We start from the raw sequence: 20,353 nt of genomic DNA, 5'->3' as shown, positions 1-20,353 counted from the left end.
GCATGAGGTTCCAGAGGGAACAGAATGATATGAGTATCCGTGATTACGTTACCCTGCGCGTCGGCGGTCAGTTGTTCGGTGTCGACGCCGCCCGCGTCCACGACGTCTTCCATCCGCGCGGCCTGACGCCCGTGCCGCTGTCGCGCTCGGAAATCGCCGGTGTGCTGAACCTGCGCGGCCGCATCGTCACCGCCGTCTGCGCCCGCCGCAGACTCGGCCTGGCCCCTCGCGAAGAGGGCGCCCCCGAGCCTCTGGCCATCGGCCTCGAAGTCCACGGCGACAGCTATGGCCTCGTCATCGACTCGGTCGATGAGGTGCTCAAGCTGGACGACGAAAAGTTCCACTCGCCGCCGGGCAACCTGCCGCCGCGGTGGGCCGAAATCATCGTCGGCGTCTGCCAGCTGGAGAAGGAACTGCTTATCGTTCTGGACCCGCACACCCTTCTCGACGCTGCACACCTCAAGGCTGCGTAACCCCGTATTTGCCTCAGGAACCTGTCACATGAAAACCTGCCTCGTCGTCGATGATAGCCGCGTGATCCGCAAGGTCGCCCGCCGCATTCTGGAAAACCTGCAGTTCGAGGTGCTTGAGGCCGCCGACGGTCTTGAGGCCCTGAACGCCTGCAAGACCGCGATGCCCAACGCCATCCTGCTCGACTGGAACATGCCGGTCATGGACGGCATCACCTTCCTGCGCCAGTTGCGCAAGGAAGAGGGCGGCAAGGCCCCGGTCGTCGTCTTCTGCACGACCGAAAACGACCTGTCGCACATCACCGAGGCCCTGACCGAAGGCGCGTCGGAATACATCATGAAGCCTTTCGATGGTGAAATTCTCGAAGCGAAGTTCTCCGAAGTCGGCCTGATCTGAGTAAAGCGTAAAGAGTACCCATGTCCCTCAATCCCAATCCTGCCGCCTCGCTTCGTCCCATTCGGGTGATGATCGTCGACGACTCCGCCGTGGTGCGGGGCCTGGTGACGCGCTGGATCGAGGCCGAAAGCGACATGGTGCTGGCCGGTTCTGCCACCGACGGCGCCAAGGGCGTCGAAAAGGTCCGGGAATTCCAGCCGGACGTGATGATCCTCGACATCGAGATGCCAAATATGAGCGGTCTCGAAGCCCTGCCGAAGATTCTCGCCGCCAAGCCGGGCCTCAAGATTTTGATGGCCTCGACCCTGACCACGCGCGGTGCGTCGGTGACCATGCGCGCGCTGGAACTGGGCGCAGCCGATTACGTCGCCAAGCCGGATTCGGCCCGCATCGGCGGTGCCGACGGCTATCGCACCGAGCTGTTGGCCAAGGTTCGCGCCCTGTGCGGTCGCATCCGTCACTGGCCGGGCCAGCCCCCGGAGAACAAGCCCGCCGCCCCGCCGGTCCGCCTCTATCCGGTTAACCCTAATACGCCCGCCCCGGCGGCACGACCCGCGCCCGCCGCGCCAACGACGGCTCATCTGGGCCATGTCGCTGCACCGGTCCGCGTGCGCACGCCCGGTCCGCGTCGTTGCGATGTCCTTCTGGTCGGTGCCTCGACCGGCGGTCCGCCCGCCCTGCGCAGCTTCCTGATGGGCCTTGGCGCCGACTGGAAGATCCCGGTCCTGATCGTGCAGCACATGCCCGCCACCTTCACCGCCATTCTGGCCGAACATCTCGACAAGGCCTTGCCGCAAACGGTGGTCGAGGCGAAAGACGGCACGCCGCTGCGCGGGGGTCACATCTATATCGCGCCCGGCGACTTCCACATGACGCTGAAAGGCACGCCCGGCGCGCCGGTCATCAAGCTGGATCAGGGGCCTCAGGTCAACTGGTGCCGTCCCGCCGTCGATCCCCTGTTTCGTTCGGGCGCCGAGCTATACGGCAAGAACATCGTCGGCGTCGTCCTGACCGGGATGGGCCACGATGGCCGTGACGGCGCGCGTGCTTTGGTCGATGTCAATGCCACCGTCATGGTGCAGGACGAAGCCTCCTCGGTCGTGTGGGGGATGCCCGGTGCCGTGGCCGAAGCCGGCCTCGCCGAATTCATAAAACCAATAGACGGGTTGTCGCAGACCTGCAAAGCCATCGCCAGAGGTGAAAGACTATGAGCCCCGAAGATACCGAACACCTGGCGGCGATGCTGAAACAACGATCCGGCCTGATCCTCGGCTCGGACAAGACCTATCTCATTGAGAGCCGCCTCGCGCCCGTGGCGCGTCGCGAAGGCTTTGCCAATGTCGCGGCCCTGCTGACGTCCTTGCGCACCCGTCGCGACGAAAAGCTGATCTACACCGTCACCGACGCGATGACGACCAACGAGACCTTCTTCTTCCGCGACAAGACTCCCTTCGACCAGTTCAAGTCGGACGTCCTGCCAGCCCTGGCCAAGACGCGCCTGTCGGGCGATATCAAGATCTGGTGCGCCGCCGCCTCGACCGGTCAGGAACCCTACTCGCTGGCCATGATGATGGAAGACATGCGCCATCAGTATCCGCGCATCAATCTCGACATCCTCGGCACCGATATCTCGGAACGCTGTCTGGAAAAGGCTCAGTCCGGCCTCTACACGCAGTTCGAGGTCCAGCGCGGCCTGCCGATCCAGATGATGGTCAAGTATTTCGAGAAGGTCGACGAGATGTGGCGCCTGTCGCCCAAGATTCGTCAGGCCATCCGTTTCCGCAAGCTGAACCTGCTCGACAACCTGCATTCCGTCGGCCGTCAGGACGTCATCTATTGCCGTAACGTACTGATCTATTTCGATCTTGAGACCAAGAAGCGCGTGCTGGAGCAGATCGCCAATCTGCTGGCCGACGACGGTTACCTGTTCCTCGGTGCGGCGGAAACCGTGCTCGGCATCACCGACGCCTTCAAACCGATGACGGGGATGCGGGGTCTGTATGTGAAGAACACCGCCGCCGCCGCGACGGCACCGCGCCGTTTCGGGACTTAAGAAATCATACCTCCCCGGTGTACCGGGGAGGGGGACCGCACGAGCCCGCGTAGCGGGTGAGATGTGGTGGTGGGGGCATGCGCGGCTTGAGTAACGCACTCAGCGGGCCGCAGATTTATTCGCGATGCCTACGCGAGCCCCCCTCCGTCATTTGCTACGCAAATGCCACCTCCCCCGACAAGTCAGGGGAGTAGATAGTAGCGGAGTAGTTTAGACAATCACCCGATCCATCACGTCATTGATCCGTTCCATAGGGCGCGCCACGACCACGCCCTTCGGGGTGTCGATGATCGGACGTTCGACCAGTATCGGATGCTTGATCATCGCCTTGAGAATCGTCGCCTCGCGCACGCGCGGCTTCAGCAGTCCCAGCTCCTGCGCCAGGGGCTCCTTGCCACGGAGCAGACCTTTCAGTCCACCGGACTTCGCCGCCAGAGACAGAAGCGTCTGTTCCGTCCAGCCGACGTTCAGATACTCAACGATTTCAGGATTATACCCCTTATCCTGCAACAGAGACAGGGCGGTTCGCGACGTGGAGCAGCGCGGATTGTGATAGATCGTCACCGGAAAGTCGGACATGTCTGTTCCGGCTCAGGCGGGCTTCTTGCCGGTCGGCAGTCGCGTCAACTGGCTATAGGCTTCGGGCGCGCCCTGCGCACAGTCTTCGAGCAGATAAGCCGCCAGACTCGACAGGTGCGGCAACTGAGCGCTGTAGATGATCGATCGACCCTGACGATAGGCGCTCAGCAGCCCCGCCCCGGTCAGTATGCTCAAATGGGTCGAGGTGGTATTGGCGGGGGCCTTGATGGCCTTGGCCACATCACCGGCAGGCATGCCGCCGGGACCGGCCCGCACGATGGTGCGAAACACTTCAAGCCGACCGGGGTGGGCCAGGGCGAACAGAGCAACTACGGCGTCATCGAGTTCCATATACCGAGCATACACGAAACATGAGTCTGTGAAAGACCTGCTATCGTAGCAAACGCCTGTTTTTTAACGCTCGCTTGTAAGAATTCGATAAAAGAAAGAGCCGTCTGTCCGCAGGGACGACGGCCCGGATGTCGATATAGGGGCGGTATCAGGAGGCCAGACGGATATAGTCTTCGCCCATGCGCTCCAGCCGCAGGCGCGCCACCGGCGAACAGACGTGCTCGACCGGCATGTGAGTCAGGACCTCGATGCGATTGCACAGCGCCCCGAACAGGTCGGCATAGGCCGTGGCGATCTGCGCCGGGGAGCCGCTCACGTCTTCCGGGTCCGGCAGGAACCAGTCGATGACCATCGGGTCGCCATGGAAAATCGGCATCTTGCCCTTGGGCAGGTGATGCGACAGACGGAACACGATGTCGATTTGCGGGGCGGCGTCGTGGCCGAAATCCTCGACCGACTTGGGCGACAGCATCTCGATCTTGTAATTGATCTTGTGCAGCAGGGCGATGGCATAGGGGCTGATGGCCATGGCCGGGGTCACGCCCGCCGAAAAGGCTTCGAAACGGCCTGCGCCCAGACGGTTGAGCAGGGCCTCGGCCAGGATCGAGCGCGACGAATTGCGTTCGGCCATAAACAGTACGTTGATCATTATTATATCCTCCCAATTTACTTTCTGGGCCCCACGTCCCCTGCGGCCTGACTGCGGCGGAGGGTCTGTACGCGGCCCTCTTGAGAACCACGTTATCACGCACGCATTAGGTTACGGTGTATAAACGCGGTTAAGGAGGTGTTGATAAAAATTCACGATAAACCTTATCGTGAGCTTATTTCCGAAACCCGGGAAACCGGCTAAGGTCCCGTCCTCTTACGGAGGGAACCCATGCGCCTGAACGCCTTTGCCAGCCTGTCTGTCCTTGCCCTGACTCTTGCGGCCTGCGCCACCACGTCCGATCCCGGCATGGGCGATGTGGCACCTCCGCCCCCTCCCCCGCCGCCTTCGGCCGAGGCCAGCACGGGCATCGTCTATAGCTGCGACAACGGCACGAAGTTCAATATCTATTTCAGCGAAAACGCCGCGACCGTGACCTTAAGCGACGGCACAAAGCTGATCCTGCCGCAACAGGTGGCGGCCTCGGGCATCTGGTACTCGTCGGGTCGTCACGATTTCCGCGGCAAGGGCCGCAACGCCACCTGGACCGTCGGCAAGATGGTGCCGACCCAGTGCGTTACGGATTAAGCGATTTCTTTTCCAATACCGCGCCCTTGACCTCGATCGGGGCATTATACTCTTTCGCCACACGCGCCACATAGTCGCCGAAGGCCTCGGCGGTCTTGCGTTGCGCGCCTTCGCTCCAGCCTGCAGCGATCAGATATTCGAAACGCCGGTCTGCGGTCGGCTCGATAACCATCAGGTGATTGCCCTGCCGCGCTTCGGAGAACAGGTAGCGCGGCTTATAGGCGTCCTTCACCACCAGCGCCGCCCCGGCAAAATCGACCTTCATATCCGGCTGCAAGGCCTCGACATCGTCCGGGTTGCGGATGACTTCGGGACCGGCGGTAACCACCATGCCGCCCGACTGACGAAAGAAGGTCTGGACGCCGTGCTTGCGGATACCGGCCACAAATCGCGCCGACGCCTTAGGCGCGAATTCGGTGAACTGCACCGTGGCCGTGGCGTAGTCTTCACCGGCATAGGCCGTATAGACCTGATCCGCCGCATAGCGCCCGTGACCGCTGTCCCAGTTCAGAATACGCACCCGCACCATCGACCGCAGCGGCCCGTTGGCCAGCACCGTATAGGCGTAGCGCGTGTCCTTCGTCGGGTCGCCGTTGAACCGCCCGTCGAAATTGGCGCCCGGCGTGAAGCGCGCCCGTGACACGGCCTTCGCATCTTTCGGATCGTCCATGACGGCGATTCCGCCGCCACCGAAGGAATCATCGACCGACATGATGTCCGAGCCCAGCCCCGGATCGATCAGCGACACCGCATAACCATCGAGGTTTTCGCCATAGAGCCGGTTCGACATCAGTTGCGGCTTGCGCTTGCCGTAAACATCCGCCGCATCGGGGAACCACAGTTTCCAGCCGATATTTTCGCTCTCCCAGAACGGCACCGTGTGGCGCATATAGCTGCCGGTCGCCGCGTGGGTGCGGTGCGGATTCCAGCCGCGCATCTGCTTGCCGAAATAGACATAGATGACCTTGGTTTCATTCGGCGCGAAGTCGGTCATCAGGAACAGCTCGTCCCACAGACCGTCCTGATCGAGGTCGTCGAACTGATAGTCGATGGCGTGACCATTGGTTTCCTCCAGCCGGCCGTGCGGCCCCTCTTTCGCGCGGGTTTTCGCATCGGGGACACCGATGCCGGGCTTCGATGGATCGACCAGCGTCATCCATAGTTCGTGCGTGTGATGCAGTTGCGGCACGGCAGAGCGCGGGATGATGACCGGGCTGTTGAGGCGCGGCGCATTCAGCGGATTGTGCAGACGGATTTCGACGCGTTCGACCGGCACGAATTCGCGCTGCGTGTACCACGGGTCGGCGTCACGCGCCTGCGCAGACCCTGCGGCCAATAAAGCGCCCGCCAGCATCAATGCCTTCATCGCCGTTCCTTCCTGATGTCATTATGAGTTCCGATCAGGCTACAGGGGATAAAGCGAAAATTATAGAGAAAAATCGAAAGCCATCAGGCGACATCGATTGCAGGCGCAAACAAAAAGCGCCTGCCGTGAGAGGACGGCAGGCGCTTTTTTGATCATCCGAAACCGAAAGGCTTAGGCGGCGACGATACCGCCGTTGGCCGCTTCGTGCGGGTCGCGCAGCACATAGCCACGGCCCCAGACGGTTTCGATATAAGAGTTGCCTTCGTTGGCGACGGCCAGCTTCTTGCGCAGCTTGCAGATGAAGACGTCGATGATCTTCAGTTCCGGCTCGTCCATACCGCCGTAAAGGTGGTTGAGGAACATTTCCTTGGTCAGGGTCGTGCCCTTACGGAGCGACAGAAGCTCCAGCATCTCGTATTCCTTGCCGGTCAGGTGGACGCGGTTGCCCGCAACTTCGACCGTCTTGGCGTCGAGATTGACGATGATGTCGCCGGTCTTGATGACCGATTGCGCATGGCCCTTGGAGCGGCGCACGACCGCATGGATGCGGGCGATCAGTTCGTCTTTGTGGAACGGCTTGGTCATATAGTCGTCGGCACCACCGCCGAGCGTCTTGACCTTGGTTTCGATTTCCGAAGACCCCGACAGGATCATCACCGGCGTATTGACCTTGCCGACGCGCAGCTGGCGCAGCACTTCCAGACCGGACATGTCGGGCAGCGACAGGTCGAGCAGGATCAGGTCGTAGTCGTAGATCTTACCCAGATCCACGCCTTCTTCGCCCAGGTCCGTAGTATAGACGTTGAACCCTTCGGATTTCAGCATCAGCTCAATGCTTTGAGCAGTGGCGCTGTCGTCTTCAATCAGCAGTACGCGCATAAAGCCCCTCCCGGCTACGGCAAACACATAGACACAAGGCAGGAGGCCCTGCGTCCGTTAAGATTTAGATAGCTAAACCTGAAATCCCTTAAGATTGGTTAAGCCTAATCAATTCTCAAAAAGGGGTACGCTGATTTGCGAATCGCTGACAAGAGTCGCGAGTCAAGACTTGAGTCTTTTCCCAAACTTTTTTTAACCCTTTTTTAAGATTGAGTCTCATTTCGCCCACGGTTCAGGGCGGCCCCTCGCGCTTTTGGCGAGCGGCTCAGTTTGGAAGTCCGCGCGTAAAAAACCAATGACGAATTGTTTTTACACGCTTTTTCGTGAAAAATGCGACGAGATGCGAAAATCAGGCGCAGAAAATCATTCGCGGAAAGCTTAACAAATTCTTAAACTTAAACGCGACCTTGCACAGGTATGGCGCGATAAAAACCTGCCTTATTCGCGACAAATAAATTAAAAAATTTCTTTGCCGTCTCCGCTCAGGCGATATCGACCGCGTGAAAAACGCGTTCGGGGCGTTCGTCGGACCGGTCCGTAGCGATGCGGATATCCTTAAGGGTGAGCCCTTTGACATGCCGCGCCCACAGGCCATGCGCCGGCGTCACCCCGAACATCGACGGCTCCGGATAGGCGGTCGGCAGGTCATCGGTGAACGGCGCGACCTCGGCCATCGTCTTGCCGCCGCGATAGGTCAACGAGATATTCTCCAGCGCCACATCCTCAATGGGGCTGTCCGGCAAGCCCATAATCAGGGCGCAATAGTCCGGCAGGATATCGGTGGCCGTCAGATTTCGGATCGTCACCTTACGAATGCCGCCGACCGTGGTGCCCTCGGGTCCACGCAGCCGCGCACCGACGCGCAGGAAGATAGGCGCGGTCGTGATCTCGGTCAGGGTCAGGTTTTCGCACATGACGTCTTCGATCCAGCCGCCGTCGACCGTTTCCAGCGCCAGCCCGCGCGACCGCTCGAAACGGCAATCGCGGACACGGATGCGGGTGAAACCGCCATTGGACTCGGTGCCGATCTTGATGCGGCCCGTCACACGGTCCTGATCCGGCGAACGTTCCTGCGTCCGGCCATAGGTGCCGTCGAGCATCGTCCCCAAATCATAGCCCGACACGGTACAACCTTCGACCGTGATGTCTTCGCAGGCCCGCGCTTCGCCCAGAGCATAGCTCGATTTGAGCACGATGGCGTCGTCGTTGGGCGTATTGACGCGGCAATGGCGGATCGTCACCCGGCGACAGGCATCGATATCCAGCCCGTCGCGGTTGGTGTCGACGGTCAGGCCTTCGATCGTCATATCGTCGACCCCGGTCGCCAGCAGGGCGAAATGCCCGCCGTTCTTTATCGTAAAGTCTTTCAGCGTCACGTGACGGCAGTTTTTCAGCGCAATGGACTTATTGCCCAGCCCCTTCATCGCGGAAACCTCAGGCGCCAGTTCGGCCATGACCTCGGCAGATAATCCGCGCATAGACAGCGGGAACTCGCCCGCCTGCTTTTTCCATTGCGAACCCGGCCCTTCGCGCGTCAGGCCTTCGCCGTCGATCAGCCCTTCACCGATGATGGCGATGTGTTCCGCATCTTCGGCCCAGATCAGGCTGTTGTGCCAGTGGGAATGGCCGAAATCCTGATAGAGGTCGAAAGGATTGTCTTCGGCGGGATCGTATTCGCCCGGATGCTGCGCCGGATCGGCAGCGATGAGCACCGCGCCGGTTTCCAGATGCAATGTCACGCCCGACAGAAGTCGGATCGAAAAGCTGAGATAGCGCCCTTCCGGCAGGAAAACCTCGCCACCCCCGCGATGATGCGCGGCTTCGATAGCGGCATTGATCGCCGCCGTATCTAGCGTCGCGCCGTTCCCCGTCGCGCCGAAGTCTTTGACCGATATCATGGCGCACCTCCCGAATAGTTTCCTGCCGCCCGCTTAGCGTGCCCCTTACGCCGGAGCAATCCATAATACGGCCAGACACGATTTTACACGCCTGGGTTTTTAGGTTCACAAATTCTGAATTTGGGCTAGGCTCGGTGACGGGAAATGGGGGATGCTGCTTGTGCGTCAAATCATAAAACATGCCGTAAAACTGGTTCTGATAGGTCTGACGGGCCTGATGTCGAACGCAGCGCTCGCTCAAAGCCCGCCTTACGACAATATCGGTTCGGTCCCTGACGGTCCTATGGACGCCGCGTCTTACGCCGAATATCTCAAAGCCATGCAGGCCCGACGCAATGACGTCGATGACGGGCTTGCGCGCGCCGATCGCGCCAGCGGCACCTTCCTGTTCGATCTGGGGACGCGGCTGAATCAAGGCTATGTCGATGGGCGGCCCGAACTCGTACCGGCCTACAACCTGTATGAAGCCGCCGCCGACAAGGGCGAGGTTCGTGCCTTGAGCGTCATGTGCACGGCCTATCTGCTGGGCATTAATCGCCCCGTCAATGCCGCCAGGGCGATGACCTATTGCAACAAACTGGACGTCAAGCACCCCACCCTGATCTTTTCGGTCGCCTATGATTACGACCTCGGTTTGTCCGGCCCGAAAGACGAAGCCATGGCCATGCAGGAATATCTGAGCGCGGCTCAGCCCGGTTACGGACTGCCCGGCAATGCCGAGGCCATGAACATGATCGGTCAGAAGTTGTTGAAACAACCCGACAAGACAAGTCAGGCGCGCCAGTGGTTCCGCAAGGCCGCACGCGGCGGTTCGCTTGAGGGCATGGTCAATCTGGCTAAAATGGCCGAAGCCGGACAAGGGGGGCTACAGGATTCCGAGCAGGCCGCGTGGCTCTATACCAATGCCGCCCGCTTTGGACATAAAGGAGCCATAGCGTGGCTGGCCGCACAAACCACCCCGCCCATGCCGCGGCCCCGGGTGAGTCTGCGCACTGCCAAGGGCTGGCTTATAACCCAAACCACCGAAGACAACAAAGGCCGACACACCAAACCCTTTGCCCTGCAAAACAATAACAAGGTCTTGGTAGCATTGACAGGAAAGGATGAATTCACAAAGTCAGCGATGTTTCAATGTTATATAAATGCCGAACATGTGGTCGATGTCTGCCTTACCCTAAGGGAATATCCGGTCGGATATAATCTGGCCGCTATCGTGCACGAAATGCTCGGCCCCGTGCTAATCGCCGACCCAAAAGACAGCAGGGATCAGTCTACGGCAAAAAGCGTCTTCCTGTTTCGGTATAATCTGGGGGTGGGTTTTTAGTTATGAGATTTGCAGCGACACTTTTACTGGCAAGCCTGATTCTAATCGGTGCGGGACCGGCTATGGCTCAGAGCGTGGTCTATGACGGCACCGGCAGTTCTTCCGGCAAGGTCATGGATGCGGAAGTCTATGCCAAATATCAGTCGGACATTCAGACGCGTCAGGCCGAAATCGACAAGGAACGCGCCAAGGCCGATCGTCTGAGCGGCAGTGGCCTTTTCGATCTGGGGTCGCGTCTGAATCAGGGCTATGTCGACGGTCGACCCGACCTGAAAACCGCTTACGACCTCTACGAAGCCGCCGCCGAAAAGGGCGAGGTCCGGGCGCTAAGCGTCATGTGTACAGCCTATCTTCTGGGGCTCAACCGCCCGGTCAATGCCGCCAGGGCCATGACCTACTGCAACAAACTGGACGTCAAACATCCGACCCTGATCTTTTCTGTGGGCTACGACTACGAATACGGCCTGTCCGGTCCGAAGGACGAAACTGCCGCCCTGAACGAATATGCGGCAGCAGCGCAGGCCGGAAGTGGTGAGGCCATGAACCGGATCGGCCTCAAAATACTGGCGCAAACTGACAAGGCTTCTCAGGCCCGGCAGTGGTTCCGCAACGCCGTCCGGGCCGGGTCTGTAGATGCAATGGTCAATCTGGCGAAAATGACCGAAGCCGGTCAGGGTGGTTTTAAAGACCCGAAGGAAGCCGTCTGGCTTTATACCAATGCCGCGCGTCTGGGGCATAAGGGTGCAACCGACTGGCTGACACAGACGCAGCCCGTCGATCCCCTGCACCGGAATCAGCTCTTAGCCGCGGATGGATGGCTGATCACTCAGACCTTCACGGACAAAAACGGTAAGCGGGAGCAGAAATTCAACTTCAATATTTACGAGTCTCATTTCGTAAAGATGGCCGAAAAGAACGACAGCGAAAAAACGGCTACCCTACATTGCTACATAACGGCAGAGCACGTGGTCGATGTGTGCCTGACGATCACCGAACGCCCTATCGGGCACGGGCTCGCACCTTTGTTGCAACAAATCCTAACCCGACCGACGACGGTGGCGTCTCAGGACGCCAACGACGATCCCACAGCCCATAGCGTCTTCATTTTCAGATATAGCCTTGAGGCATATTAGACGGCAGTTCCGGCAATCCGCAGGCCCGCAAAAAGGCGTAGGTTTCATCGTAAAAGGCCCGCGGCCGCGTGGGATCGCTGTCGTCACCTGCGGGCACGAAAATAACCATGCCTTGCCGCGCACGGGTCAGGATCACACGGTAGGCGTTCTTCAAATATAATTTGCGGAAACGGTCATTGATCGACTGCCATCTGGTGCCCTTGAAACTGTGAGACCGCCACTCACCATCGACATAACGAAAATCAGCGTCCCAGCACACGGCGGCCCAATCGAGTTCCAGCCCCTGCACGTCGAATTCGGTCGCGACGTCTTCCAGATACCAGGATGAGCGCACGTCGCTGCGGTCGTTGAGGAACCAGTTGGGCGGCTCGATCCCGGCCTTGATATGCAGGCCTTCCGGGCGCAGGCGATAGGCCCCCGACGACGCCACCAGCCCATAGCGCTCGGTGCCGCGCCCCTTATCTCGCAGCCACCGACGCGCCGCATTGAGATCGCGCGTCAGACAGATTGGATATTCGGTCAGTTTATTGTGCGCCCCTCTGGCCGCCTCGGCCTCGCCATTCAGCAGGTGCGATATAAACTCCGACACGGTTTCGGCGCGGAACGAGCGCATCGACACGCTAAGGTGCAGGTCGTCGTGCAGAGTCACCTGATCCTGCTGGATAAATGCGCGGGCGTCATTATTCAGGTCGTAATCGGGCTGCACGATCTGCGCCGAGGCATGGACGCGCCAGTGCGGGAAGCGGTCACGGATCGCGGCCATCCACTCGGATAGCCCGGCCTCTCCCGTATTGATCTCCTGCCCGCCGCCGATCAGGCACACCACCGTGCACCAGTCGTCGTGACGGTCCATGACGCTGAGCAGGAATTCCGGCTCGGACATGTCGAAGTCGGCCACCGCGCGTTTTTGCTGCATGAAGCTGGCGGCCTTGGCGCGGGTCCAGGCGCGCTGAGCCTCGTCGAAGATAACGATATGGTCCGACGGGGCTTCGTCAGACCGGAGATAATGATCGCGGAAGTGATGGATGTTCTGAATAAAGGCATGGACATTGCGCGCCACAGCGGTTTTCGGCGTCTTGTTACGCGCCGCCTGATCGCGGATCAGGGCCTCGCTTAGGACGGCGACCAGCGGCCCGTTGCCGGACAGAAAAGTCGCGTGACTGGACCGGTCGCCATCGCTGCGTTGAGTAGCGATATTAAGACCGGCCAAGGTCTTGCCCGCGCCCGGCACGCCGGTGATAAAGCAGATGGCTTTCTGGCGCTGCGCTTTCGAGGTTTCGATAACCTGCGCGATAACGTCCTGTGTCCGGCTGAGGTTCAACGCCCCGGCATCGGACCGGGCAATGTCTTTCACATCGTGGCGATCATACAGCGCCCGTGCCGCTTCGATGATGGTCGGCGTCGGGCGATAACCACTGGCCGCCCATAGATCCGCATCGAACCGCGCGTCATGCCCGGCGCTGAACAGTTTCAGCACGTAGCCAAGGTCATTGGCACTGACGCACAACGGTCTGGCGACGTGATTGCCGGGCAATTCGAACTGGATAATGCCCGACGCTTTGGCCTTGGTCGGCACCAGTATCGGTACGATGGCCAGGTCATGACTGCCCGCATGGAAGTTTTTCAGATCGAGCGCATAGTCCTCGACCTGCTCTATAGCCGCCCGGTCGAAGGCCTCGCTGCCGACCTTGAACTCGATAACAAAGACGCCGTCGCCAATCAGCACCACCGCGTCGGCGCGCTTGCCCATGCGCGGGATGGCGAACTCCAGATAGAGGGTGAAGGCCGGTTGGTCGCTTAACGCCTGCCGCAGGATCGTCACCTGCTGCCGCCACGCCTCGCGCTGGGTGATTTCCAGCGCGAAACTGTGCCCGCGCGCCAGCTCGCCGAGGATATGGTCGTCACTATCGCTGAAAAACTTCGCCCGGTCGGCGGTGTAGTAGGCGCGCATCATCGGGCCTTTGGCGTAGCGACCAGCACCACCGGCATGTCGGCTTCGCCCACCGCCCAGTTGAGCAGATTGACCTTTGGCCCGGTTACCTGCGCCTCCCAACGGGCAATATGGTGGCGACGATAGCCCCCGACGCGAACGCTTTGACAGGCCACCGGCCCGCCATCGAGGTTCAGGGCGCGTTTCAAACCGAGCGGCGCAGCCACCAGAAAATCCGCCAGACGCGTCAGCGACAAGAAGGCGGTTTGCGTGCTGCCGACAATGATCCGCCCCTCATGATCCTCGGCGACGAAGCTACGGTTGGCCAGCCATTCGCTCGGGCGTTTGATATGGGGCGCGCCATCGTCGCCGATGAGCAACGGGTAGGAAGCAAAGGCATTCTCAGCACCGGCGAAGTCCGGCATCCCGCCTGCGCCGGTCGTTAAATCGATAGTCGTCGCGCCGTTTGTATCCGCCCGGAAGGCACCGGCCCTGGCGTCATAGCGTTGCGGTCCCATGACCATGCCGTTGCTGATCGTCGGCGTATCCGGCAGCCGGTCGTGACCGAAATAGCTGCCGTTCACAATCAGGGCCGCCGTCGGCAATTCGCGCTCCCAGTCGCTGATCGTCCAGCGTTTGTGCGGCTGGGTCTGGACCGAGAAGACGTAGAGCTTCGGATCGATGCGGTTGAGCAGGACACGATCGACTTCCTTACCGTTCATCAGCACTGGCAACTCGGCGACCTCATAGCCCGGCGCAACCTGCCGCCATACCAGTGTGCCCGCCGTGACCGGTGCCTTGGAATGCGTCAGCGCCAGACGCATAGGCTCGGCGATGCGAAAATCGTCGCGCGCCATTTCAGGCCAGCCGGGGCGTCCCAAACCTCGATGCAGGATAATGCCGCCCGCGAAAATGTAGAGAAACAGCCACAGGCCGGCGGCGGCCAGCAGGATCAGGAACAGGTATTTTCTGAGCATCGCTTCCCCTCGATTACCGCGACCCTGCGCCTAAGCAAGACATTTGACAAGACACGAAAACGCTTACCTCGTTAACCTTTCTTAAGCCGTCGTTCACCATAATGGCGGCCATGCAGGACCTTCTCAAAACCGCCGCCGATATCGAGCCCATGCAGGTCTTTGGCCGCGTGGCCGTCGTCAACGGCCTCCTCATCGAAGCCAAGGGCGGCATGTCGTTCATGGAGGTAGGCTCCCGCTGCGAAATCCTGCGCCGTCACGACGCCCCCCTCCCCGTCGAGGTCGTCGGCTTCCGCGAAGACCGCGCCCTGATGATGCCGTTCGGCCCCGTCGAAGGCGTGGCGCCGGGGGCCGAAATCCGCATCTCGAACGAAGGGGCTAAGGTCTATCCGACCACGGCGTGGCTGGGGCGGATCATCGACTCGTTCGGCGACCCCATCGACGGTCTGGGCCCGCTGCCCAAGGGCGGGATCGGTTACCCGCTCAAGGCCGCGCCGCCGCCCGCCCATTCGCGCGCCCGCGTCGGTGAGCGGCTCGACCTCGGCGTCCGGGCGATGAACGTCTTTACCACCTGCTGCCGCGGGCAGCGCCTTGGGGTGTTTGCCGGGTCTGGCGTCGGCAAGTCGGTGCTGCTGTCGATGCTGGCGCGCGAAGCGGCTTGCGACGCGGTCGTGGTCGGGCTGATCGGTGAACGCGGCCGCGAAGTCCGCGAATTCGTCGAAGAAACCCTCGGTGAAGCCGGGATCGCGCGCGCCATCGTCGTCGTCGCGACCTCGGACGAGCCCGCCCTCAAACGCCGTCAGGCCGCCTATATGACGCTGGCCCTGTCGGAATATCTGCGCGATCAGGGCCTGGAAGTCCTGTGCCTGATGGACTCGGTGACGCGTTTCGCCATGGCTCAGCGCGAGATCGGTCTGGCCACCGGCGAACCCCCGACGACCAAGGGCTATACCCCCACCTGCTTTGCCGAACTGCCGAAGCTGCTGGAGCGCGCCGGGCCGGGGCCGATCCTGCCCGACGGGACGCAGACCGGGCCGATCACCGGCCTGTTCACCGTGCTGGTCGATGGTGACGATCATAACGAGCCCATCGCCGACGCCGTGCGCGGTATTCTCGACGGTCACATCGTCATGAGCCGCAACATCGCCGAACGCGGGCGCTTCCCGGCCATCGACGTGCTGAAAAGCATCAGCCGGACCATGCCGGGATGCCAGACCATCCCCGAACGCGGCGTCGTCAAAAATGCCCGCGCGGTCATGTCGGCCTATTCCAACATGGAAGAACTGATCCGCATCGGGGCCTATCGCGCCGGGGCCGATCCGTTGGTCGACCGCGCCATCGATCTCAATCCTCACATCGAGGAATTTTTAACGCAATCCCCCGATGAGGCGACCAGTCTTGACGACTCCTTTACTCTTTTGGCTCAGATTTTAGCTTCTGATTAACGCGCGTTTAGCGTGGCAAAAGTTAGGTGAGCGTCATGGCCAAGTGGGTAAAGTCTCTGATCCGTATTTCGACCTTCGAGGTCGAGACCCTGCAGAAGCGCTTGGCCGAGGTCGGCGTCCGTCGCACCCACGCCGAAATGAAGATCGCCACGCTCGATGCCGAGCTTCAACTCGAAATCGCCCGCGCCTCCGAAGACATCCTGATCACCCAGCACATGCCGGCCTATAAGGCGGGCTGGGCGATGCGCCGTCAGCAGGCGGTCTCCGATCTGGAACTGGTCGCCCACGAAGAAGCCGGTATCCGCGACGAACTGACCGGCGCGTTCGAAGAACTGAAGAAGTTCGAGCACGTGGCCGAAGTCACCCGCCTGTCGCGCGTCGCCGCCGATCTCAAGCGCGAAAACGCCGCCATGGACGAAGCGGCCCTGCGGTTTAAAAAGGCCGGATAAACCATGATCGACAGACGCGCCGCCCTTACCGGATTGTCGGCGGCGATCCTGTCGTCCTGTACCGGCGAAGCGGCCACCACAGACGCCGCCCCTCTCAAATCTTTCCTGACCGCGCCGTTGGGCGTCGCCGCCATGACGGCGGAGTTTGCCGATCCGCAGTGGCAGGCCCTGACCGCCACCCATTTCGACCGCCTGACGCCGGAATGGGAAATGAAGATGGAATATATTCTTCAATCCGACGGTTCGCACCGGTTCGAGGCGCCGGATCGCCTGTTGCGTCAGGCCAAGCTGAACCGTCAGGGTATCTTCGGGCACGCGCTCGTGTGGTACGCGCAGGACGGGGCCTATTTCCAGAATTTGCGCAGTGACAAGGCGCGCTTCGAGGCCGCCTATCGCGCCTATGTGCAGGCCGTCGTCGGGCGCTATACAGGCCAGGTCGACGGCTGGGACGTGGTCAATGAACCGATCCTCGACGACGGATCGGGTTTGCGTAATTGCCTGTGGCGCGACGTTCTGGGCGATTACTATATCGACATTGCCTATCACGCCGCGCATGGGGCCGATCCGGCCTGCCCGCTGGTGCTCAACGACTATAATCTCGAACACACCCCGGCCAAGCGGCGTCAGTTTCTGAAACTGGTCGACGATATGCAAAAGCGCGGCGTGCCGTTGCATGTGCTGGGGACGCAGACCCATATTTCGGCGGCGCTGGAGCCGGGGGCGCTGAAGGCGACCCTGCGCGATCTGGCGGCGACGGGGCTGAAAATCCATGTGTCCGAGGTCGATGTCAGCCTGAAAGAGGCCGCGAAAAACGCATTCGATTTCAAGAGTTACCGCGCGCAGCAGATCCGTCAGATCGAGGAACTGGCCGAGGCGTGGTTGTCTCTGCCTGTGGCGCAGCAGTACGGCATCACCATCTGGGGCCTGCGCGACAAGGATTCGTGGTATAATCGGAGCCAGAAGGGTTTGCTGGCCGACGAACCTCTGCTGTTCGATGACACCGGTGCGCTCAAGCCGCTGGGGCAGGCCTTTGTAAAGGCGCTTCGTTAATCGACTATACGACGGCCCGGAAAGAACGGGTTATCCAGCGCATCACCGACCTTGGCGTCATCCGCTGACAGGTGCGTGCCCGTCGTGTCCGGCGCGGGCGTCTGGAACGTCGGGTTCGCCGCGACCGGTGCAGGCGCCAATGCGCCCTGCCCCTGTTCGGCGGCGGTGCGCAGGAACCGCAGGTCTTCGGCAATACGGAACAGCGCCACATAAAGCTCGCAGAACGAGCGCCACAGCAGCAGCGCCGCCAGCAGGAACACCAGCCCGCCGATCAGGAACGGCAGGGCCAGGAACAGGCCCCACGGCATTTCTTCCTTGAAGGCGATCCCGAAAGTACCGCCGACGACGGCAAACAGGCCCAGCACCAATAGCGCCAGCCCGGCCCAGTAGATCAGGTGGATGACCGGCTTGGTCAGCAGGCGGTCGAAGGTCAGGATACCGTGAAAGATGTCCTTAGGCTTGCTGCTGCCGAACGCTGTCTTGATGAGGCCGCCCATGATGTCCCGTCCTTAAAAACGCTGATACTTTTCCGTCCTAAAGCCGGAAAACCCCATGCCTTGTCAAGTGATAGCCGAGAATCGGCGCTGACATAAGAGGCATTATACCTGCCCCACGGTCCGCAGGCGCACCTTGGCGTGGATTTCGTTCTGGCTCATCACCGTCGTATTGCCGCGGAAGCGCTCGACGATCGAGCGCACATAGGGCCGGATGCCGGGGCTGGTCAAAAGCACCGCGACCTCGCCATTCATCGAGACGCGCTCGAAGGTGTCACGTACGGCGCGGATGAAGTCCTGAAGCTGCGACGGCGCCATCGACAATTGCCGCTCTTCGCCCGCCCCGACCAGCGACCCGGCAAAGGCGTTTTCCCAGTCGTTCGACAGGGTGACGATCGGCAGGGCCCCGTCTTCGGAGCGGTTCTGCCAGCACAGTTGCCGCCCCAGACGCCCGCGCACGTGTTCGACCATATGGGTGACCGACTTGGTGTGCGGGGCGATTTCGCCGAGGCCTTCGAGGATGGCGGGCAGGTCGCGGATCGAGACGCGCTCTTTCAGCAGCGCCTGCAGGACGCGCTGTAGCGTCGCCACGGTGACCACCGACGGGATCAGATCGTCGATCAGCTTCTTCTGGCCTTCGGGGGCCTCTTTCAGCAGCTTGGCGACCTCGGAATAGGACAGCAGTTCGGACATATTGTCCTTGAGCAGTTCGGTCAGGTGCGTGGTGATGACGGTCGCCGGATCGACGATGGTATAGCCCATGAAGGTCGCTTCTTCGCGCAGGGCGTTGTCGATCCACGTCGCCGGGATGCCGAAGGCCGGTTCCTTCATGTGCTCGCCCGGCAGTTCGACCTGACGGCCCGACGGGTCCATCGCCATCAGGTGGCCCAGACGCACCTCGCCCGCCCCGGCTTCCATCTCCTTGAGGCGGATTGTATAGCCCTGATGGGCCAGACGCATATTGTCCATCAGGCGCACGAACGGCATGACGAAGCCGTATTCCTGCGCCAGAGTCCGGCGCAGCGCCTTGATCTGATCGGTCAGTTTGCGGCCTTCGTTGTCGTTGATCAGGCCCAGAAGGCCGAGCCCCAACTCGACCTTGACGTCATCGATGGCCAGAGTCGCGGCCATGGTTTCTTCTTCGGGCGGAGCCGCGGCAGCCGTTGCGGCGGCCTGAGCGGCGGCGACTTCGGCGGGGGTCGGCGGCTTCGGCTTTCGCCCCAGCCGCCACGCCAGAAACCCGGCCCCGATGGCGATCACCGCGAACGGCAGGATCGGCATCCCCGGCACCAGACCCAGCACGCCCGCGGAGGCCGAAACCATGCCCAGCACGACCGGGTTGGTCGCCAGCTGCGCCACCAGCGCCTTGTCGGCAGAGCCGTCGACACCGGCCTTGGACACCAGAAAACCCGCACCCATCGAGATGATCAGGGCCGGAATCTGCGTCACCAGGCCGTCGCCGACGGTGAGCTGGATATAGGTCGAGGCCGCTTCGCCCGCGGGCATCTGATGGTTCAGGATACCGATCAGGATGCCGCCGATGATATTGATGGCGGTAATGATCAGGCCCGCGACCGCGTCGCCGCGCACGAATTTCGAGGCACCGTCCATGGCGCCGAAGAAGCTCGATTCCTGCTCGACCTCTTTGCGTTTCCGCTTGGCCTCATCCATGTCGATGATGCCCGCCGACAGGTCGGCGTCGATGGCCATCTGCTTGCCGGGCATGGAATCGAGGGTGAAGCGCGCCGCCACTTCGGCAATGCGGCCAGAACCCTTGGTGATGACCACGAAGTTGATCAGGATGAAGATCGCGAACACGATCAGCCCGATGATGAAATTGCCCTGCATGATCAGGTTGCCGAAGGCCTGAATCGTCGCACCGGCAGCGGCGTGACCTTCGTGACCGTGGCTGAGGATCAGGCGCGTCGAGGCGACATTGAGCGCCAGCCGGAACAGGGTGGTGATCAGCAGAACGGTCGGAAAGGCCGAAAATTCCAGCGGCTTCTGGATCAGGATCGAGGTCATCAGGATCAGGACCGACGAGGCGATCGAGATCGACAGGAGGACGTCGAGCAAAACCGACGGAATCGGGATGATCAGGAAGACGATGATCATCATGACGCCGACGGCCATGACGACTTCGCCACGCTTCAGCCAGCCCTGAATGTCGGACAGCCTGAAAGGGGCCATGCCCGAATTTGCCGCTGCCGCCTCAGCCAAGAACGCTCTCCGAACCTATGCACACTTCGCCCAAAGACACACTTCGGGTGTTAGGCAAAATTTACCTATAGCGTGGTGAAGAAAGGGTTAAGGCCGGTTAAGAA

The 20,353-nt window shown here is 61.1% G+C and carries 20 protein-coding genes; 10 read left to right on the top strand and 10 right to left on the bottom strand.

Going from position 1 to position 20,353, the window contains the following annotated elements:
- Positions 1–29: 29 nt before the first annotated feature.
- Genes PQU92_RS07940 through PQU92_RS07925 form a run of 4 tightly spaced genes read left to right on the top strand, consistent with a single transcriptional unit; the run spans position 30 to position 2,920 of the window.
- Positions 30–473 carry a chemotaxis protein CheW gene (locus tag PQU92_RS07940; protein ID WP_272747679.1) on the top strand — a complete coding sequence of 148 codons (444 nt, stop codon included), beginning with the start codon at positions 30–32 and terminating at the stop codon, positions 471–473.
- A gap of 28 nt (positions 474–501) precedes the next feature.
- Positions 502–867: a response regulator gene (locus PQU92_RS07935; protein WP_023463561.1), complete on the top strand. Its 366-nt coding sequence runs from the start codon at positions 502–504 to the stop codon at positions 865–867.
- A gap of 20 nt (positions 868–887) precedes the next feature.
- A complete protein-coding gene (locus tag PQU92_RS07930) occupies positions 888–2,078 on the top strand; it encodes a protein-glutamate methylesterase/protein-glutamine glutaminase (protein WP_272747678.1) in 1,191 nt (396 codons plus the stop codon).
- Entirely contained in the window at positions 2,075–2,920 is an 846-nt protein-coding gene (locus PQU92_RS07925) for a CheR family methyltransferase (protein ID WP_272747677.1), read from the top strand. The genes PQU92_RS07930 and PQU92_RS07925 overlap by 4 nt, the downstream gene beginning before the upstream one ends.
- Positions 2,921–3,130: 210 nt before the next feature.
- Here the strand turns inward: PQU92_RS07925 and arsC are convergent, their stop codons facing one another.
- From arsC to PQU92_RS07910, 3 genes are all read right to left on the bottom strand, one after another.
- Positions 3,131–3,499, bottom strand: a complete 369-nt coding sequence (gene arsC / locus PQU92_RS07920) for an arsenate reductase (glutaredoxin) (RefSeq protein WP_272747676.1) — start codon at positions 3,497–3,499, stop codon at positions 3,131–3,133.
- A 12-nt stretch (positions 3,500–3,511) separates the two neighbouring features.
- On the bottom strand, positions 3,512–3,850 hold the full coding sequence (locus PQU92_RS07915) for an ArsR/SmtB family transcription factor (RefSeq protein WP_272747675.1): 339 nt from the start codon (positions 3,848–3,850) through the stop codon (positions 3,512–3,514).
- A 148-nt stretch (positions 3,851–3,998) separates the two neighbouring features.
- Positions 3,999–4,499, bottom strand: a complete 501-nt coding sequence (locus tag PQU92_RS07910) for an arsenate reductase/protein-tyrosine-phosphatase family protein (protein WP_272747674.1) — start codon at positions 4,497–4,499, stop codon at positions 3,999–4,001.
- 231 nt (positions 4,500–4,730) lie between these two features.
- Here PQU92_RS07910 and PQU92_RS07905 point away from each other — a divergent pair, with 231 nt between their 5' ends.
- A complete protein-coding gene (locus PQU92_RS07905) occupies positions 4,731–5,087 on the top strand; it encodes an MliC family protein (RefSeq protein WP_272747673.1) in 357 nt (118 codons plus the stop codon).
- Here the strand turns inward: PQU92_RS07905 and PQU92_RS07900 are convergent.
- From PQU92_RS07900 to PQU92_RS07890, 3 genes are all read right to left on the bottom strand, one after another.
- On the bottom strand, positions 5,077–6,453 hold the full coding sequence (locus PQU92_RS07900) for a DUF4861 family protein (protein ID WP_272747672.1): 1,377 nt from the start codon (positions 6,451–6,453) through the stop codon (positions 5,077–5,079). The genes PQU92_RS07905 and PQU92_RS07900 overlap by 11 nt on opposite strands.
- Positions 6,454–6,624: 171 nt before the next feature.
- Positions 6,625–7,332: a response regulator transcription factor CtrA gene (gene ctrA, locus PQU92_RS07895; RefSeq protein ID WP_023460969.1), complete on the bottom strand. Its 708-nt coding sequence runs from the start codon at positions 7,330–7,332 to the stop codon at positions 6,625–6,627.
- A 482-nt stretch (positions 7,333–7,814) separates the two neighbouring features.
- A complete protein-coding gene (locus PQU92_RS07890) occupies positions 7,815–9,230 on the bottom strand; it encodes a rhamnogalacturonidase (protein WP_272747671.1) in 1,416 nt (471 codons plus the stop codon).
- A gap of 160 nt (positions 9,231–9,390) precedes the next feature.
- On the opposite strand from PQU92_RS07890, the gene PQU92_RS07885 reads away from it, so the two are divergent.
- Positions 9,391–10,554 (top strand): tetratricopeptide repeat protein, encoded by a 1,164-nt coding sequence (locus tag PQU92_RS07885; RefSeq protein ID WP_272747670.1) that lies wholly within the window; start codon positions 9,391–9,393, stop codon positions 10,552–10,554.
- A gap of 62 nt (positions 10,555–10,616) precedes the next feature.
- Positions 10,617–11,687 carry a tetratricopeptide repeat protein gene (locus PQU92_RS07880; protein WP_272747669.1) on the top strand — a complete coding sequence of 357 codons (1,071 nt, stop codon included), beginning with the start codon at positions 10,617–10,619 and terminating at the stop codon, positions 11,685–11,687.
- Here the strand turns inward: PQU92_RS07880 and PQU92_RS07875 are convergent.
- Together PQU92_RS07875 and PQU92_RS07870 are read right to left on the bottom strand one after the other, a co-directional pair.
- Complete coding sequence (locus PQU92_RS07875) at positions 11,662–13,638, bottom strand: DUF2075 domain-containing protein (protein ID WP_272747668.1); 1,977 nt, start codon at positions 13,636–13,638, stop codon at positions 11,662–11,664. The genes PQU92_RS07880 and PQU92_RS07875 overlap by 26 nt on opposite strands.
- Positions 13,638–14,594: a phosphodiester glycosidase family protein gene (locus tag PQU92_RS07870; protein WP_272747667.1), complete on the bottom strand. Its 957-nt coding sequence runs from the start codon at positions 14,592–14,594 to the stop codon at positions 13,638–13,640. Before PQU92_RS07870 ends, PQU92_RS07875 begins: the two co-directional genes overlap by 1 nt.
- Positions 14,595–14,704: 110 nt before the next feature.
- Here PQU92_RS07870 and fliI point away from each other — a divergent pair, with 110 nt between their 5' ends.
- The 3 genes from fliI to PQU92_RS07855 are packed head-to-tail and all read left to right on the top strand — an operon-like array spanning position 14,705 to position 17,535.
- The gene (gene fliI, locus PQU92_RS07865; RefSeq protein WP_272747666.1) at positions 14,705–16,036 is read left to right on the top strand and encodes a flagellar protein export ATPase FliI; all 1,332 of its coding nucleotides are present in this window, start codon (positions 14,705–14,707) and stop codon (positions 16,034–16,036) included.
- Positions 16,037–16,071: 35 nt separating this feature from the next.
- Entirely contained in the window at positions 16,072–16,485 is a 414-nt protein-coding gene (locus PQU92_RS07860) for a flagellar export protein FliJ (protein WP_272747665.1), read from the top strand.
- Positions 16,486–16,488: 3 nt separating this feature from the next.
- On the top strand, positions 16,489–17,535 hold the full coding sequence (locus PQU92_RS07855) for an endo-1,4-beta-xylanase (protein ID WP_272747664.1): 1,047 nt from the start codon (positions 16,489–16,491) through the stop codon (positions 17,533–17,535).
- On the opposite strand, the gene PQU92_RS07850 is transcribed toward PQU92_RS07855, so the two are convergent.
- A complete protein-coding gene (locus PQU92_RS07850) occupies positions 17,532–18,032 on the bottom strand; it encodes a DUF4282 domain-containing protein (RefSeq protein ID WP_272747663.1) in 501 nt (166 codons plus the stop codon). The two genes, PQU92_RS07855 and PQU92_RS07850, sit on opposite strands and share 4 nt — an antisense overlap.
- A 102-nt stretch (positions 18,033–18,134) precedes the next feature.
- On the bottom strand, positions 18,135–20,249 hold the full coding sequence (gene flhA / locus PQU92_RS07845) for a flagellar biosynthesis protein FlhA (protein ID WP_272747662.1): 2,115 nt from the start codon (positions 20,247–20,249) through the stop codon (positions 18,135–18,137).
- Positions 20,250–20,353 lie beyond the last annotated feature (104 nt).

The sequence above is a fragment of the Asticcacaulis aquaticus genome (assembly GCF_028550415.1).
Classification (GTDB): domain Bacteria; phylum Pseudomonadota; class Alphaproteobacteria; order Caulobacterales; family Caulobacteraceae; genus Asticcacaulis; species Asticcacaulis aquaticus.
This window is presented reverse-complemented; position numbering and strand designations above follow the sequence as displayed.

Excerpts from the sequence above, each read along its gene's own strand:
- PQU92_RS07940 (WP_272747679.1), top strand. The coding sequence starts at position 30 with ATGAGTATCCGTGATTACGTTACCCTGCGCGTCGGCGGTCAGTTGTTC.
- PQU92_RS07935 (WP_023463561.1), top strand. The coding sequence starts at position 502 with ATGAAAACCTGCCTCGTCGTCGATGATAGCCGCGTGATCCGCAAGGTC.
- PQU92_RS07930 (WP_272747678.1), top strand. The coding sequence starts at position 888 with ATGTCCCTCAATCCCAATCCTGCCGCCTCGCTTCGTCCCATTCGGGTG.
- PQU92_RS07925 (WP_272747677.1), top strand. The coding sequence starts at position 2,075 with ATGAGCCCCGAAGATACCGAACACCTGGCGGCGATGCTGAAACAACGA.
- arsC (WP_272747676.1), bottom strand. The coding sequence starts at position 3,499 with ATGTCCGACTTTCCGGTGACGATCTATCACAATCCGCGCTGCTCCACG.
- PQU92_RS07915 (WP_272747675.1), bottom strand. The coding sequence starts at position 3,850 with ATGGAACTCGATGACGCCGTAGTTGCTCTGTTCGCCCTGGCCCACCCC.
- PQU92_RS07910 (WP_272747674.1), bottom strand. The coding sequence starts at position 4,499 with ATGATCAACGTACTGTTTATGGCCGAACGCAATTCGTCGCGCTCGATC.
- PQU92_RS07905 (WP_272747673.1), top strand. The coding sequence starts at position 4,731 with ATGCGCCTGAACGCCTTTGCCAGCCTGTCTGTCCTTGCCCTGACTCTT.
- PQU92_RS07900 (WP_272747672.1), bottom strand. The coding sequence starts at position 6,453 with ATGAAGGCATTGATGCTGGCGGGCGCTTTATTGGCCGCAGGGTCTGCG.
- ctrA (WP_023460969.1), bottom strand. The coding sequence starts at position 7,332 with ATGCGCGTACTGCTGATTGAAGACGACAGCGCCACTGCTCAAAGCATT.
- PQU92_RS07890 (WP_272747671.1), bottom strand. The coding sequence starts at position 9,230 with ATGATATCGGTCAAAGACTTCGGCGCGACGGGGAACGGCGCGACGCTA.
- PQU92_RS07880 (WP_272747669.1), top strand. The coding sequence starts at position 10,617 with ATGGCTCAGAGCGTGGTCTATGACGGCACCGGCAGTTCTTCCGGCAAG.
- PQU92_RS07875 (WP_272747668.1), bottom strand. The coding sequence starts at position 13,638 with ATGCGCGCCTACTACACCGCCGACCGGGCGAAGTTTTTCAGCGATAGT.
- PQU92_RS07870 (WP_272747667.1), bottom strand. The coding sequence starts at position 14,594 with ATGCTCAGAAAATACCTGTTCCTGATCCTGCTGGCCGCCGCCGGCCTG.
- fliI (WP_272747666.1), top strand. The coding sequence starts at position 14,705 with ATGCAGGACCTTCTCAAAACCGCCGCCGATATCGAGCCCATGCAGGTC.
- PQU92_RS07860 (WP_272747665.1), top strand. The coding sequence starts at position 16,072 with ATGGCCAAGTGGGTAAAGTCTCTGATCCGTATTTCGACCTTCGAGGTC.
- PQU92_RS07855 (WP_272747664.1), top strand. The coding sequence starts at position 16,489 with ATGATCGACAGACGCGCCGCCCTTACCGGATTGTCGGCGGCGATCCTG.
- PQU92_RS07850 (WP_272747663.1), bottom strand. The coding sequence starts at position 18,032 with ATGGGCGGCCTCATCAAGACAGCGTTCGGCAGCAGCAAGCCTAAGGAC.